Here is a 14,939-nt window from a genome sequence, read left to right as displayed (position 1 = left end):
AGACGCGCGGTGAGGCGCTGATCCCGGATGCGCTGTGCATTGCCTGCAAGGCGAATGACTGTCATGGCGCGCTGGCTTGCACGTAAAACAGGTTGCCTAACCGTGATTTTGCGCGTGAAAGCTGCACAGGCGGCGCTGTGTGGACTTGCAAGCAACAGGCGCCAATGGGATCGTGCGCTCACGCAGGACAGGCGCGCGGCGCCGCAAATTCTGCGTGGCGCGCCGCTGGTTGCATTGGGGCGGCGTGATCCGGAATGCGAGACCGTCAGCGGCGCAGGCGCGCTGGCAGGGCAGGGAGTGAGCGAGATGAGCGGCACGCCGTTGGATATTGACGCCCGTCGTGATGGCGTGACGCGGTTCTGGGCCGCCCAGGCGCCCTATATCGTCATGTTGCTGATGGTGTTCGCCGGCATGGTGCTGACCAGCCTGTCGCCATCCTGGTCGGCCATCTACTGGCAAATCACCGCTTTGGCCTTCGCCGGCATCTGCATCGTCAGCGAATGGGGCGCCCAGATCGACAAGGGCGGCAAATTCGGCATGGCGGCGCGTCAGGCCCTGCACTGGGTGGTGATCATCATCGCCATGCGCACGCTGTTCTACCATGACGTGGTCTCGGCCATGACGCCCATGGCGCTGGGCCTTGCGGTGCTGGGCCTGCTGGCCATCGGCACCTTGCTGGCGGGCATCCATCTGGTGTCCTGGCAGATCGGCCTCGTCGGCGTGCTGCTGGCGCTGTCGCTGCCTGGCGTGTTGTGGCTGGAGCGGATTTCCCTGCTGCTCACCGCCGGCGCCGTGACCATCGCCGCGCTCGCCGCTGTGTATTTCTGGCAGAAGAAGAAGCTCAGCCCGACCGGCGGCTTCTGAACCCGGACCAGAGCGGCGTCCGGCTGGAGCGTGGCTGCAGCAGCGGCGGACGATTGCGGCGAACCGGCCGTGTTTTGGTCCAATGTGTTGCGGGCAGGTCGCGCAACTACATGATTCTAATCAATTAAACTGCGGGCGTGGCAGGTGGTTTAACCGCGCCACACTGTGTTGATCTGCGCAAATCCGGCTTATTTTCGCCCTTTGCGGCGGCGTATGCTGTTCAACACAGCCAACGGGTTTACCTTTCGGGTGAACCTGTGCATGGACAACGGCGTCAGGCGGAATCAATCCTGTCTGACCCAGGGGGGGCGTCCGCAATGGCTGGCGCCAGAGGACGCAACTGGAGGTTTAATGATGACAGCACTCCGTACCTTGCTGTTTTCGGCATGTGCGTCGGTGACGCTGGCCGGCGCAGCCATGGCGATGCCGGCGGCTCCGGCGCCGCTCGATCGCGGCCTCGACAATGTCGAACAGGTCGCCCAGGGCTGCGGCCCGGGTTGGGCGCGCGATCGTTGGGGCAATTGCCGGCCGATGGGCTATCGCCCGCCGCCGCCGCCGCCGCCGCGTTATGGCTACCCGCCGCCGCCTCGCTACGGCTATCCGCCGCCGCCGCGCTATGGCTATCGCCCGCCGCCGCCGCGTTACGGCTACCCGCCGCCGCCGCCGCGTTACGGTTATCCGCCGCGCCCGCGGTATTGAGCCCGGCCTGCGCCGCTTTGTGTGGCGCGCTTGCTGGCGTCCTGTCGCCAGCCTGAGATGTGTGAGCGGCCGGTCCCTGGACCGGCCGTTTGCTTTTTGGACGCAGGTCTGCAGCATGGCGCCAGGGTTGGCCGCCCGAGGCGGCGGCGCTGGCGAGGGCCACAATCATGCCGACGTTCAATTTCCCGCTTTCTGAATTGCCGATCATTCAGGCCCCGATGGCGGGCGTCGCCACGCCGCAGCTGGCGGCGGCGGTGTGCAACGCCGGTGGGCTCGGCTCGCTCGGCGTCGGCGCCGCCAGCCTCGATGAGGCGGAGCGGATGATCGCCGCGACGGCGGCGCTGACCGCACGGCCATTCAATGTCAATCTGTTCTGCCATCGACCGGCCTCGCCAGATGCGCGGCGCGACGCCGCCTGGCTGGACTTTCTGGCGCCGCTATTTGCGCGCTTCGACACCGCGCCGCCGCAGCAGCTTGAGCCGATCTACCCGAGCTTCACCGGCAATGACGCGGCGACAGCCATGCTGCTGCGCCTCAAGCCGCGCGTGGTGAGCTTTCACTTCGGCCTGCCCGACGCCGCCCAGATCTCAGCGTTGAAGCAGGCGGGGGCCTGGCTGATCGCCTCGGCCACCAGTCGCGATGAGGCGCAGCAAGCGCTCAAGGCCGGGGTCGACGCCATCGTCGCCCAGGGCTATGAGGCCGGCGGACATCGCGGGGTGTTTGAGCCAGATGGGGCGGACGACAGGCTGCTGTTAGCTGACTTGCTGCAGACGCTGCGTGGCCAGGTTGACGCGCCCATCATCGCCGCCGGTGGGCTGATGAGCGGTCATGACATCCGCGCCGCCATGCAGATGGGCGCGGTGGCCGGGCAATTGGGCACGGCCTTCGTCGCCTGCCCGGAATCGGCGGCGGCCCCGGCCTATCGCGCGGCGCTGCAGCAATGCCCGCGCGACGGCACGGTGATGACCCGCGCCATATCTGGCCGCCCCGCCCGTGGCCTCGTCAATGCGCTGACCCGGCACGGCGCGGCGCCTGGCGCGCCGCCCGTCGCCGCTTACCCCAACGCCTATGACGCGGCCAAGCGGCTCAACGCCGCCGCGCTCGCGAACGGCGACGCCGACTATGGCGCGTGGTGGGCGGGCGAGAACGCTGGCCGCTGCCGCCCGATGCCCGCCGCCATGCTGACGCGGCTGCTGGCCGACGAACTGGCGGGCTGACGCCAGAACCCGATGAGCGTGACGCATCGGGTTCTGGCCAGGCCCGTGCGGCGCCTGAGCATGTCCGGATGCGGATGCGTCAGCATCGTCGCATCCTGGTATGACAGGCGCCGGCCCTGCGACGGATCGGGCGGCGCGCTCCGCTCAGCTGTCGTCGCGCGCGCCCTCGGCCAGCAGATCGAGCACGCCGCGCAAGGGGATGTGCAGATAGTCGAGCCGGCTTTCCAGCTCGTGATTGATCTCGAGCAGCGCCCGGTTGAGCATGAACAGCCGCAGCAGCCGCTGCTGCGCGGGACCTGCGGGCATGTGCACTGGCCCGCCCTGCACGGAGGCGTCGTAGCTGTCGCGGAAGGCGGCCATGGCCATGGCGCCCCAGCGCCGCGCCGCCGTGATCAGGTCGGCGTCGACATGGGCGATGCGCTGGCTGACGTGGTGAATCACCGTCTCCGTCACATAAGCCATTGAGCGCAGCACGTCCGAGACGTCGCGCAGCGGACTGGTCTTGCGCCGCCGCTCCGCCACCGGCTGGCCAGCGACGCCTTCGAAGTCGACGATGGTCACATCGCCATGGTTGATCAGCACGTTCTTCAGGTTGAGATCGCCATGGACGCGGATGGCGAGGCCAGTGGGCGGCGCCCCGGCCAGAGCGTCGATCAGCGCGCGGCAGTCGCCCTCCTGTTCCAGCACGGCGGTGGCGAGGCGCAGGGTGTCGGCAGGGAAGGCGCGGCGGCCTGGCGTCGCGGCGAGCAGGCTGCGCAGGCTGTCGAAGGCGCGTGAGGCCTCCGCATGGGCGGCGCGCGCCACCACATCGACGTCCTCCGCCCGCAGGGGGGCTGGCGCGAACGCCGGGTCGTCGGAGGGACGGGCGAGCGCCAGGTGCATTTCGCCGACGCGCTGGCCGATGATGCGGGCGTAATGACCGAAGGAGGCGAACACCTCCTCTGCGGACGGCCTGTCGGCTGGCGGCAGCAGGGCCATGTGCTCGATCTCGCGCAACATTACGTCGCTGGCCACCCGCCAGGCGTCGCCCTGATTGCGCACATATTCCTGCAGCAGCGCCAGCATGGTGCAGGCGCCGTCCGGCCCGACGCGGCGGGCGCTGCCCAGATAGCGCGGCGTGTGGGTGAAGCCGGCGACCTCGGTGAGGTAGCGGCACATCTCCTCTTCCGGATGCACGCCGGTCTGCAACCGCCGGTAAAGTTTCAGCACCATGCGACCGCCGAGCGCCAGCGAGGTGTTGCTCTGGTCGAGGCCCATGCGGCTCATCTCGTCGGGACCGACCGGGCGAACCTCGCCCAGACCCGCGCCGCCATGGAACTCGATGACGCCGCCGGCGCGGGTCGGGCTGCTGGCGCCGGCGCGCATCGCCTTGATCAGGCCAATGATGAAATCCGGCGAGGCTTCGGCGCCATGCAACAGGCCCATGCGAGCGCCGCGGCGCAGCCGGGCGAGGGCGTAGGGCAGCAGCGCCTCGTTCTCGCCGTCCTCATCGACCGCCAGCGGCACAAAATATTGTTGCATCGCCCCGTCGCGCAGTGTGACGTCGATAAGCGACAGCATGAAGCGGCCATCATCGCCAGCGCCAGGCAACAGCGCGGCGTCGGCGACGGCGGTGGCGGCGATGCGTCGCCGCCGGCCCGGGAACCAGCGCCGGGTGGCGAGATAGCGCGGCAGCGATTCCTGGGTAAGGGCGGCGCCCTCGCGGCCGTCGAGCAGGTCGCGTGGATGGCCGGTCAGCACCAGGGTGAACAGCTCCTGCACCGGGCGGGGGCCATAGCGGTCTTCCTCGACCGCCGCCTCCTCCATGCGGAACCAGTAAAAGCCGAAGGCCGGCAGGGTGATCTGGTAGGGCAGTTCGCCCACGGGCGGGAACACCGCGCCGCCTGTCATCTCCACCAGCCGCCAGCCGGCGAAGTCGGCCAGGTCGATCTCCGCCGCCTGGGGGGCGCGCGACAGATTGGCGATACACAAAATGGTTTCGCCCTCAAACAGCCGCAGATAAGCGAGGATGCGGCGGTTGTCGGGGTAAATGAAGCGCATGGCGCCCCGGCCAAAGGCGCGGGTGTTGCGGCGCACCGCCACCATGCGTTTGGTCCAGTTGAGCAGGCTGGCGGCGCTGCGGCGCTGGCTCTCGACGTTGACCGCCTCATAGCCATAGACCGGGTCCTGCACCGAGGGCAGCACCAGCCTCGCCGGGTCGGCGCGGCTGAAGCCGCCATTGCGATCCGGCGACCATTGCATTGGGGTGCGCACGCCGTCGCGGTCGCCGAGATAGATATTGTCGCCCATGCCGATCTCGTCGCCGTAATACATCACCGGCGTGCCGGGCATCGACAGCAGCAGCGAGGTCAACAGTTCGATCTTGCGCCGGTCATTCTCCAGCAAGGGCGCGAGGCGCCGGCGAATGCCGAGGTTGAGCCGGGCGCGGGCGTCGGCGGCATAAGTGTTCCAGAGGTAGTCGCGCTCCTTCTCGGTCACCATTTCCAGCGTCAGCTCGTCGTGGTTGCGCAGGAAGATCGCCCATTGGCAATCATCAGGCAGCTCTGGCGTCTGGCGCAGGATGTCGGTGATCGGATGGCGCTCTTCGCTGGCCACCGCCATATACATGCGCGGCATCAGCGGAAAGTGAAACGCCATCTGGCACTCATCGCCATTGCCAAAATAGCTGGCGATGCCCTCAGGCCACAGATTGGCCTCAGCCAGCAGCATGCGATCGGGGAATTTGCTGTCGATGAATGACCGGATCTGGCGGATCACCGCATGGGTGCCGGGCAGATTATCGCAGCTGGTGCCCTCGGCCTCGACCAGATAGGAAATGGCGTCGAGCCGCAGGCCGTCGACGCCCATCTCGAACCAGTATTCCATGATCGACAGCACCGCTTCGAGCACGGCGGGGTTTTCGAAATTGAGGTCGGGCTGGTGGGCGTAAAAACGGTGCCAGTAATAGGCCCCGGCGACGGAATCCCATGTCCAGTTGGATTTCTCGATGTCGCAGAAGATGATCCGCGCATCCTTGTAGCGGTCTTCCGTATCAGACCAGACGTAATAGTCGCGCTCGGGCGAGCCGGCGGGCGCGTTGCGGGCGCGCTGGAACCATGGGTGCTGGTCTGAGGTGTGGTTGATCACCAGCTCGGTGATCACCCGCAGGCCGCGCGCATGCGCCTCGGTGATGAAACGCCGGAAGTCGCGCATCTGGCCATAGGCTGGGTTGATGTTGTGATAGTCGGCGATGTCATAGCCGTCATCACGCAGCGGCGAGGGATAAAACGGCATGACCCAGATGGCGGTGACGCCGAGTTCGCGAATGTAATCCAGCTGCTCGGTCAGGCCGGCGAAATCGCCGACGCCGTCATTGTTGGAATCGAAGAAGGCTTTGACATGCACCTGGTAGATGATGGCGTCGCGGTACCAGTGGATGTCATTGCGATCGATCATGTCATCCTCTTCGTCAGACAAATGCTGCGCCCCGGCGCAGCGTCAGATGGACGCCCGCGCGTCAGATCACGCGGCGTCCTGGGGCGGGCTGCGCCGTCGGTGCGCCGACGGGCCATGTGCTGCGGCGATGCACGCCGGCGAAGACTTGCGCGCCCGGGTTACTTTGCGCGCCTGGGCTACTTTGCGCGCCCGGGTTACTTTAAGTCGCGCCAAAGCTGACCTGGGTTATTGGCGCGCATGCCCTTTGGCGTAACGCAGCGGATCGACGCGATGATCCGTCTGGCGTGGGGCTGGGAGACTGCCGCCAAAAGGGGGAGCCTTATGGCGGCGTCATCTGGCTGGCCATTGAAGCGCAATTCATGCGCCGCGTCTTCCGCAACGCCATCCGCTTGGGCCACAATTGCGCCAGTACTGTGATGCATAACGCGACGGACAGCGTGTCTGTGTCCGGTTTTATGGCGCCGGGTGGCGCGCTGCCTCGCAAAACGTCGCAGCTAACGTCGCGCGCCGCCGTGCATTCCGGAACAAATGCGCAGAGCCGCCGTTGGTGTTGCGTGAGGCTGTGACGCGGTCAGAGCACGGAGTTGCGCTCCGCCCGCCTCGCGGACGTCACGTCGGCGTCGCGGCGACGCGACAGCTGACAGCCGGGTGGTTTAAGCCGGGCGGTCTGACGAAAAGGGCGCCAGGACTTGAAAACCGTGTAACGTTTGGGCCACCGTTCCCGAACCTGAGGCGCCGCCCAGCCCCTTCTGCGGAGGGCTTTTCTCACGGCGGTAGTGCGGACATGCGAGGCCAGGGCCAGACGCCGCCCTGACCGTCGCCGATCTGGATGGGGCTGGCGGCTGCGCCGGGTTCGTCCAGCAAGACAGGAGGTGGGAGCCCACCCGCAGGCCGCCGGACGGCGCGGGCGTGCTCCGGACAGTTGCATGGAGTATTCCAGCCCTTTGACGCTCGACAGCCACCGCGACGCCCTGTTTCTGGATATCGACGGCACGCTGCTCGACATCGCCGCCCGCCCGGGCGACGTCAGTGTTCCCGCAAAACTCAAGAGCAATCTGCAGCAGCTGTCGGGCAGGCTTGGCGGCGCCCTGGCTTTGGTCAGCGGTCGCTCGGTACGCGACATCGACCGGCTGTTCGGCGATATGCGGCCCAGGGCCTCCGGTTGTCATGGCGGCGAGCTGCGCCTGCTGGCGGGCGGCGAGACCTTCATGGCCTCGGCGGGACGCCTGCCGCCGATCATCATGGAACAGCTCAAGCGCCTCGGCTCGGCCCACAAGGGGCTGTTGATCGAGGACAAGGGTTTGTGCGTCGCCGTGCATTATCGCGCCGCGCCGACCGTGGGCGCCGCGTTGCGCCATGAGTTGGATCGGATGATCGCCCGCAGCGGCGAACTGGACCTCACCATCCTGCCCGGCCGGCTGGTCTATGAGATCAAGCGCGCCCATGTCGACAAGGGCACGGCTGTCGAGGCCTTCATGCGCCAGAAGGCGTTCGCCGGGCGCAGGCCGCTGTTCATCGGCGATGACATCACCGACATCGCCGGCTTCCGGGCGGCGCTGAAGCTGGATGGCCAGGCTTGGTCAGTGGGGCGGCGGCTCGATCCGGCGCAACGCCGCTTCGCCGACGCGTCCGAGGTGCGCGACTGGCTGAACCGGCTGGCCGCCATGCATGGCGGCGCGCGACCCGCATCGCTTGCCTCTGGCGTCGCCAAGCCGATCACTCCGACAGATGACCATGGCGCCAGCCCTGCGGATTCCGCCACCAGCATGTTCACGGATCTGGAATTTGCCGAGGCGCCGACGGCCATGGCGCAGCACGGGTCACGAAAGCGCGCGTAATCAATGAGCGCTGGCAGTCGGCGCCCATGCTTGCCATCATGTCTGCTTCCGCCAGTGACGCGCCCTGTTGCAGCGCGCCTGCCATCACCCATGCGCCGGCGGCAGCGGCCGCCGGGCTTTATCACGCCACGTCGCGGTTTGCGGGCCATGTCGCGGCCAGCGCTGCATGCTGAGGCTGGAACCGCCAGGCTTGCGCCAACGTTGCCTCCTTGGTGGTCACCCCTTGGCCACCGCTGAAGCGGCCACCGGGCGCTGCGTGTGGCGACGGCGCCCTGAGGCCGCCGCCTGCCCGCCGGAACCTCCGGCGACGCCAGAAGCGCCTGCGCCGCTGGAAGCAGGGCCAAAGTGGAGGGACGTCCTTGTCACGCCTGATTGTCGTTTCAAACCGGGTGGCCGTGCCGACTGGCGGCAAGCCGCAGGCCGGAGGGCTTGCGGTGGCGGTTCATGCTGCGCTGAAAACCCGACCGGGCATCTGGTATGGCTGGAGCGGGCAGGTGAGCGACCAGCCCGATCCCCGACCGACGCGCATGCACCGCAAGGGCGTCGACTACGCGGTGACCGATCTGTCAGCGGCCGATTACCAGGAATATTACAGTGGCTTCGCCAATCGGGTGCTGTGGCCGATCCTGCATTATCGCGTCGATCTGGCTGAATTTTCGCGCCTCGACCTGTCCGGCTATATGCGGGTCAATGAATGGTTCGCCGCCCAGGTGTCTGACATGCTGGAGCCAGACGACATCGTCTGGGTGCATGATTACCACATGATGCCGCTGGCCCGGTTTTTACGCCAGCGCGGTCATCAAAACCGGATGGGGTTCTTTCTGCATATTCCGTTGCCGCCGCCCGAAATCCTCCATGCGCTGCCACATCACGCCGATGTGGTCGGCGCGCTGACCGATTTCGATCTGGTCGGCTTCCAGACCCCCAATGACCGGGACAATTTCGCCCGCTATCTGGTGGAGGCCGGGGCGGTCGGCCGCATGGGCAATTCGGTGTTCGACATCAACCGTCGGCGGGTGTCGCTGGGCGCCTTCCCGGTCGGCATCGACGCCCAGAACATGATCAAGGCGGCGCGGCGCTCCACCCGGTCGCGCTTCGCCAATGAGTTGAAGGGTAGCCTCGGCGACGCGGCGATGATCATCGGCGTCGACCGGCTGGATTACTCCAAGGGCATCGCCGGGCGGCTCGACGCCTATGAGCAGTTCCTCGCGGACAACGCCGACTGGCGCGGGCGGGTGAGCTATGTGCAGATCACGCCGAAGAGCCGTTCCGACATCCCCGAATATATGGATATGGACCGCCAGGTCAGCGAAAAGGTCGGCCACATCAACGGCGCCTGGGGCGACGTATCGTGGACGCCGATCCGCTACATCAACCAGAGCTATACCCGCACCGCGCTCGCCTCGATCTACCGCTGCGCCCGGGTTGGGCTGGTGACGCCGCTGCGCGACGGCATGAATCTGGTGGCCAAGGAATATGTCGCCGCCCAGGACCCGGAAGACCCCGGCGTATTGGTGCTGTCGCGCTTCGCCGGCGCCATGCGCGAGTTGCGCGAAGGGGCGATTGTCGTCAATCCGCACGAAACCGAAGGCGTGGCGGCGGCGTTGCGCCAGGCGCTCGAGATGCCGCTGGAGGAGCGCAAGGCGCGACACACGCGAATGATGCAGGTCATCACCAGCCAGGACATCGCTGGCTGGGCCAATGAATTCCTCGACACGCTGGAAATGAGCCCGGCCCGGCGCACCCTGGCGGCCAATATCCGGGCGATGTTTATGTGAGCAGGCGGCACGGCGGCTTTGGGCGCTGGGGGGGCGGGGGGCGAAGGCGGGGGGCGAATCCAGCGCAGCCCAACACCGCGCCCCGCCGCCGCTCAAGCGACGCCTCTACAGCCCCAACGCCGTCATCCCCGTGCTTGTCACGGGGATCCACGTCTTCCTTCGCCAGCCGGTTACCAGCGCAAGGCCGCTGACAGATTTGATCGCAGGGCCGTCGCCACGCCAAGCGCTCGTAAGACGTGGATGCCCGTGACGAGCACGGGCATGACGGCAGGTGGGTGGGCCGCCACGCCACGCCATGCCTCGCGGTTCCTGCCTATTCTCCGTCATCCCCGTGCTCGTCACGGGGATCCACGTCTTCATGGGCTAGCCGGTTACCAGCGCAAGGCCGCTGACAGATTTGATCGCAGGGCCGTCGCCACGCCAGGCGCTCGTAAGACGTGGATGCCCGTGACAGGCACGGGCATGACGGCAGGTGGGTGGGTCGCCACGCCACGCCGTGCCTCGCGGTTCCTGCCTATTCTCCGTCATCCCCGTGCTCGTCACGGGGATCCACGTCTTCATGGGCTAGCCGGTTACCAGCGCAAGGCCGCTGACAGAGTTGATCGCAGGGCCGTCGCCACGCCAGGCGCTCGTAAGACGTGGATGCCCGTGACAAGCACGGGCATGACGGCAGGCGGGTGGGCCGCCACGCCACGCCATGCCTCGCGGTTCCTGCCTAATCTCCGTCATCCCCGTGCTCGTCACGCGGATCCACGTCTTCATGGGCTAGCCGGTTACCAGCGCAAGGCCGCTGACAGAGTTGATCGCAGGGCCGTCGCCACGCCAGGCGCTCGTAGACGTGGATGCCCGTGACGAGCACGGGCATGACGGCAGGTGGGTGGGCCGCCACGCCACGCCATGCCTTGCGGTTCCTGCCTATTCCCCGTCATCCCCGTGCTCGTCACGGGGATCCACGTCTTCATCTGCTAGCCGGTTACCAGCGCAAGGCCGCTAACAGAGTTGATCGCAAGGCCGTGGCCAAGCCTGGCGCTCGTAAGACGTGGATGCCCGTGACAAGCACGGGCATGACGGCAGGTGGGTGGGTCGCTACGCCACGCCACACATTGGCTGGCCCTTCCAGGTCACGTCCTACGCGCCACGCCCAACGCCAACGCACCACGTCCAACGCGCCTTGCCCGACGCACCACGCAAAAACGCCATCCGTTCAGTCTGAACGGATGGCGTTTCATTACATTAGCTTGTCCGGCCTGCCCGGGTCAGCCCCAAAGGTCTGCCAGCAAGGGCGCGTGTCAGGCGTTGCGGCCGCCGCGGGGTTCGCGGCTAAGGAAGCCGACATTGGCCAGGCTGTCGCCACGACCGCCGTCCTGGCGCGGGTGGGCGCGGCCACCGTTGCCAGCGCCGCGCGGCGATTTGCCAGGGACATGTGACTTCCCAGCGGCGTGCGACTGGCCTGCGCCGTGCGGCTTGCGGGCTTCGCCCTGCGCCTGGCGCGGCGCCGAGGCGGCCTCGCCCTGGCGCTGGCCGCCGTTGCGACGTGGCGCGTTGCGGTTGTCGCCACGCTGCTCGGGGCGACCGCCGTCGCGGCCGCCGCCAGGGCGGCGCTGCTGCTGCTGCCGTGGCGGGCGCGGCGGCTCCGGCGCGATTTCCGCGTCAGCGGTGCCGCGCGGCTCCACCGGGATGGCCTGACGGGTCAGGCGCTCGATCTGCTTGAGCAGACCGCGCTCCTCGCGATCACAGAAGGCGATGGCCGAACCGCTGGCGCCGGCGCGGGCCGTGCGGCCAATGCGGTGCACATAGGTCTCCGGCACCTGCGGCAGGTCGAAATTGATCACATGGGTGACGCCGTCGACGTCGATGCCGCGCGCCGCGATATCGGTGGCCACCAGGATGCGGGTCGAGCCGTCCTTGAAGCCATCGAGGGCGCGCTGGCGCTGGCCCTGGCTCTTGTTGCCATGGATGGCGGCGGCGGAGATGCCGACGCTGTCGAGGTGCTTCACCACCCGGTCAGCGCCATGCTTGGTGCGGGTAAACACCAGCGTGCGGCCATCGCAGGTGTTGGACAGCACATGCGCCAGCTCGACGCGCTTCTGCGCCGTGTCGACGAAGATCACCTTCTGCGTCACGCGCTCGGCGGTTGAAGACACGGGCGCCACGGCGACGCGCTCGGGATTGTCGAGCATGTCGGCGGCCAGCGCCGCGATCTCCTTCGGCATGGTGGCCGAGAAGAACAGCGTCTGGCGCTGCTTCGGCAGGGCCTTCAGCAGCTTGCGGATCGAGTGGATGAAGCCCATGTCCAGCATCTGGTCGGCTTCGTCGAGCACGAACACCTTGACGCCGTCGAGGCGCAGCGAGCCAGTCGACATATGATCGAGCAGGCGGCCTGGGGTGGCCACCAGCACGTCGACGCCGCGCTGCAGCATCTGGGCCTGGGCCCCATGCGAGACGCCGCCGAACACCACGCCGACGCTGATGCGCATGTGGCGCGAATAGGCGCGGACGCTGTCAGCGATCTGGCTGGCCAGTTCGCGGGTCGGCGACAGGATCAGTACGCGGCAGTGACGCGGCGCGGTGCGGCCCTTGTCATTGGCGAGGCCGTGCAGGATCGGGAGCGTGAAGGCGGCGGTTTTGCCAGTGCCGGTCTGGGCGATGCCCATCAGGTCGCGGCCAGCCATCACATGGGGAATAGCCTGGGACTGGATCGGCGTGGGCGAGGCATAGCCTTCGTCAGACAGCGCCGAGAGAATCGGCGTTGCGAGGCCGAGTTCCTTGAAAGATGACAATGTAAGAACTTTCCGGGATCCGTGTCGGTAGCGACGGGAGCCGTTGCGGAGCGCCCTGCGTGTGGAGCGTCCAGGATCTTGGGCGTCGGCGGGGCGAAGAGATGCTTCGCGCACGCGGCACGCACGCCGCAGGCCGCAACAGGCGCGGCTACAGCGGCGCATGTGCGCTTTACCGGCCAAAATGTCAAGGATGACGCGACTATAGCCAGGCTGACGTCTCATCGCCCGGACCGCGCTGCAGAGGCCAGGCAAGGGCTTGAGCCTTTGGTCGGCAAGGATTCTGGCCTTGGCGACGCCGGGTGACCGGGGCGTTCGCCGAACTGCTCGCCGCCTGATCCAGGCAGGTCACACCCGGGCAGACATCGATGCATCACGCCGCTGCGGCCTATGCGACGGCGCGCTGGCTTACAGGCAGCGCACCGGGGCGAGGCGCGTTCGCCAATGCGCCACAGCCGCGCCAGTTGTCTGGACGTTGGCGGCGCGGGCTGAAGGGTCGGGAGCAGACGCTGGCGCCAGCGGGGCGCGGGCCTCCTGCAGCATGCGTGTCAAATCGGCCACGCTGGCGACAGGATGGCTGGCGGCGAGGCTGACGCCATTGATGGCCGCGGCTGGCGCCAGCGCCGAGGCGACGCCCGCAAGCGCGCCGGTAGCGTCGAGCACCAGTGCGCCAGCCCCGCCTGCGGGCAGCGCCGCCGTCACCGCCGCGCCTGAAGCGCCTGAAGCGCCAGCAGCGCCTGAAGCGTCACGTCCCCAGTCGCCGCCGAGCGCCGTGAGCGCGGGCACGCCATCGGGACCGATGACGAAAGTGGCGAGCGTCAACCGCATCTGTCCCGCCGCGCCGGCCTCGCCGCGGGTGGCGCTGGCCTCGCCGCGGGTGGCGCTGGCTGGTGTAAGGGCCGGGCTTGCAGCGGCGAGGGCGATGGGCGCGGCATCGGCGAGCGTCAGGCCGTCGACATTGAGCAGGCTGAGGCCGCTCTGGCGGTCGCTGGCGCTGACCGTCGCCCTGAAGGCGCCGACGCGGATGTCGCGGCAGCCGCGTACGGCGGCGGTGGCGGTGATCGCCCGGCCCGGCGCCGCCAGCAGCGCCACGCCAGCCAGCGTCGCGGGCGTCGCCGCAACCGGGCCACCCTGCGCGGTTGCGCCGAAGGCAGCTTGCGCCTGGCCCGCTGCGGCGGCGCCAGGCGTGGCCTGGGCCGTCGTCGTCGCCGCGCCAGGAGCGGCTGGCGACCCTGGGGTCATGGCGAAGGGCACGAAGCTGTTGGCGATGGCGATGGTGATGCGATCCATGCGCGCCGCGGCGCTGGCCGGATAGACGAAGGTGAAGCCGCGCAGGCCCTCGGGGCCAGCGGCGACGCGGCTGAAGAAGCGGCGCGGGCCTTCCTCGCCAGAGACCACGGCGAAGTCGGGCCGCAGCACCTTGTAGGTGATCTTGCGCCCAGGCTCGGCGGCGGTGGCGCGGGCGAACCAGGATGGCAGATCGCCATCCTCGGGGCCGCCAGAGAACAGCGTCAGCGCGCCAGGCCCGCGCGACGACGACAGGCGGGTGCGACCGGGGGCAGTCTCCTTGCGGTCGAATAATTTGCCGGGCGAGCCAATCCGCGTGCCCGTCGCCGGATCGTCGATCAGCACGAAGCCGACCTCCGCCTTCTGGCGGTTGGCCGCGGCGCGCAGCACGGCGAGGCCAGGCCCCGCGATCACCGCCCCCGGCTGCAACAGCTCGCGCTGTTCAAAGGCGGCGATGGCGTCGGCGGTGCGCTGGCCAAAAGTCCCGTCGACCACGCCATTATACAGGCCGAGCCAGACCAGCGAATCCTGGATGGCGCGGCGGTCGGCCTCGGAGACGGTGTCCCAGCGTTCGCGCTGCTGTTGCAACAGGGCCTGGCGTTCGGTGGCGCTGGCCCCGGATGCGCGCGACTGGGCTTCGGCGACCGGCGCATGAATCGCCACGCCCGCCAGCACAAGGGCAGAGGCCAAAAACCACCGCGCCATGCGACGCTGGCTCGCCGCGCTCACATCGCGCGCCCCGTTTGTGACGCCGCGCAGGTCTCGCCCGCCTGTCGCAACTGGCGCTGAACTGGCGCCGCCATGCGCGCCCTGCTGCGGATATGCGTGCGTCATGTCCCCGTCCCCTCGCTGTCCCCGCAGCATGCCCGCGCCATGGGCGCCGGGCAACCGGCCCATCGCCGTCTTGCAATGGCCTGACGCGCCTGAAAAGCGCAGCCGGAGCGGTGCGGCGATCACAAATTGGCATATGACCGCCATTCTCCCTGACATCGGCGCCGGCAAACGGCGCCAGACTCATGGTCAGCGGCCCCAGGCGGCGCTAAT

8 protein-coding genes are annotated in these 14,939 nt (G+C 68.1%); 5 read left to right on the top strand and 3 right to left on the bottom strand.

Annotation, left to right across the window (positions count from 1 at the left end; translation table 11 throughout):
• Nucleotides 1-306 precede the first annotated feature (306 nt).
• From AC6A67_RS17435 to AC6A67_RS17425, 3 genes are all read left to right on the top strand, one after another.
• Nucleotides 307-864, top strand: a complete 558-nt coding sequence (locus tag AC6A67_RS17435) for a hypothetical protein (RefSeq protein ID WP_498037828.1) — start codon at nucleotides 307-309, stop codon at nucleotides 862-864.
• Nucleotides 865-1,218: 354 nt separating this feature from the next.
• Nucleotides 1,219-1,563, top strand: a complete 345-nt coding sequence (locus AC6A67_RS17430; RefSeq protein WP_498037827.1) for a GCG_CRPN prefix-to-repeats domain-containing protein — start codon at nucleotides 1,219-1,221, stop codon at nucleotides 1,561-1,563.
• A gap of 167 nt (nucleotides 1,564-1,730) precedes the next feature.
• Nucleotides 1,731-2,780, top strand: a complete 1,050-nt coding sequence (locus tag AC6A67_RS17425) for an NAD(P)H-dependent flavin oxidoreductase (protein ID WP_498037826.1) — start codon at nucleotides 1,731-1,733, stop codon at nucleotides 2,778-2,780.
• Between the two features lie 144 nt (nucleotides 2,781-2,924).
• Here the strand turns inward: AC6A67_RS17425 and treS are convergent, their stop codons facing one another.
• A complete protein-coding gene (treS, locus tag AC6A67_RS17420) occupies nucleotides 2,925-6,215 on the bottom strand; it encodes a maltose alpha-D-glucosyltransferase (protein WP_498037825.1) in 3,291 nt (1,096 codons plus the stop codon).
• 926 nt (nucleotides 6,216-7,141) lie between these two features.
• On the opposite strand from treS, the gene otsB reads away from it, so the two are divergent.
• Both otsB and otsA read left to right on the top strand, forming a co-directional pair.
• The gene (otsB, locus tag AC6A67_RS17415; RefSeq protein ID WP_498037824.1) at nucleotides 7,142-8,053 is read left to right on the top strand and encodes a trehalose-phosphatase; all 912 of its coding nucleotides are present in this window, start codon (nucleotides 7,142-7,144) and stop codon (nucleotides 8,051-8,053) included.
• A gap of 359 nt (nucleotides 8,054-8,412) precedes the next feature.
• A complete protein-coding gene (gene otsA, locus AC6A67_RS17410) occupies nucleotides 8,413-9,831 on the top strand; it encodes an alpha,alpha-trehalose-phosphate synthase (UDP-forming) (protein ID WP_498037823.1) in 1,419 nt (472 codons plus the stop codon).
• Nucleotides 9,832-11,120: 1,289 nt separating this feature from the next.
• Here otsA and AC6A67_RS17405 read toward each other — a convergent pair.
• Nucleotides 11,121-12,611, bottom strand: coding sequence for a DEAD/DEAH box helicase (locus AC6A67_RS17405; protein WP_498037822.1), 1,491 nt, complete (start codon nucleotides 12,609-12,611; stop codon nucleotides 11,121-11,123).
• A gap of 405 nt (nucleotides 12,612-13,016) precedes the next feature.
• The gene (locus AC6A67_RS17400) at nucleotides 13,017-14,729 is read right to left on the bottom strand and encodes a peptidoglycan-binding domain-containing protein (RefSeq protein ID WP_498037821.1); all 1,713 of its coding nucleotides are present in this window, start codon (nucleotides 14,727-14,729) and stop codon (nucleotides 13,017-13,019) included.
• Nucleotides 14,730-14,939 lie beyond the last annotated feature (210 nt).

It is taken from the genome of Camelimonas sp. FR25, from assembly GCF_059740505.1.
Note: the sequence above shows the minus strand (reverse complement) of the source record. Positions and strands in the feature narration are given on the sequence as shown.

Coding starts and splice junctions, on each gene's coding strand:
- AC6A67_RS17400 (WP_498037821.1), bottom strand. CDS start 14,729: ATGACGCACGCATATCCGCAGCAGGGCGCGCATGGCGGCGCCAGTTCA.
- AC6A67_RS17425 (WP_498037826.1), top strand. CDS start 1,731: ATGCCGACGTTCAATTTCCCGCTTTCTGAATTGCCGATCATTCAGGCC.
- AC6A67_RS17435 (WP_498037828.1), top strand. CDS start 307: ATGAGCGGCACGCCGTTGGATATTGACGCCCGTCGTGATGGCGTGACG.
- otsB (WP_498037824.1), top strand. CDS start 7,142: ATGGAGTATTCCAGCCCTTTGACGCTCGACAGCCACCGCGACGCCCTG.
- AC6A67_RS17430 (WP_498037827.1), top strand. CDS start 1,219: ATGACAGCACTCCGTACCTTGCTGTTTTCGGCATGTGCGTCGGTGACG.
- treS (WP_498037825.1), bottom strand. CDS start 6,215: ATGATCGATCGCAATGACATCCACTGGTACCGCGACGCCATCATCTAC.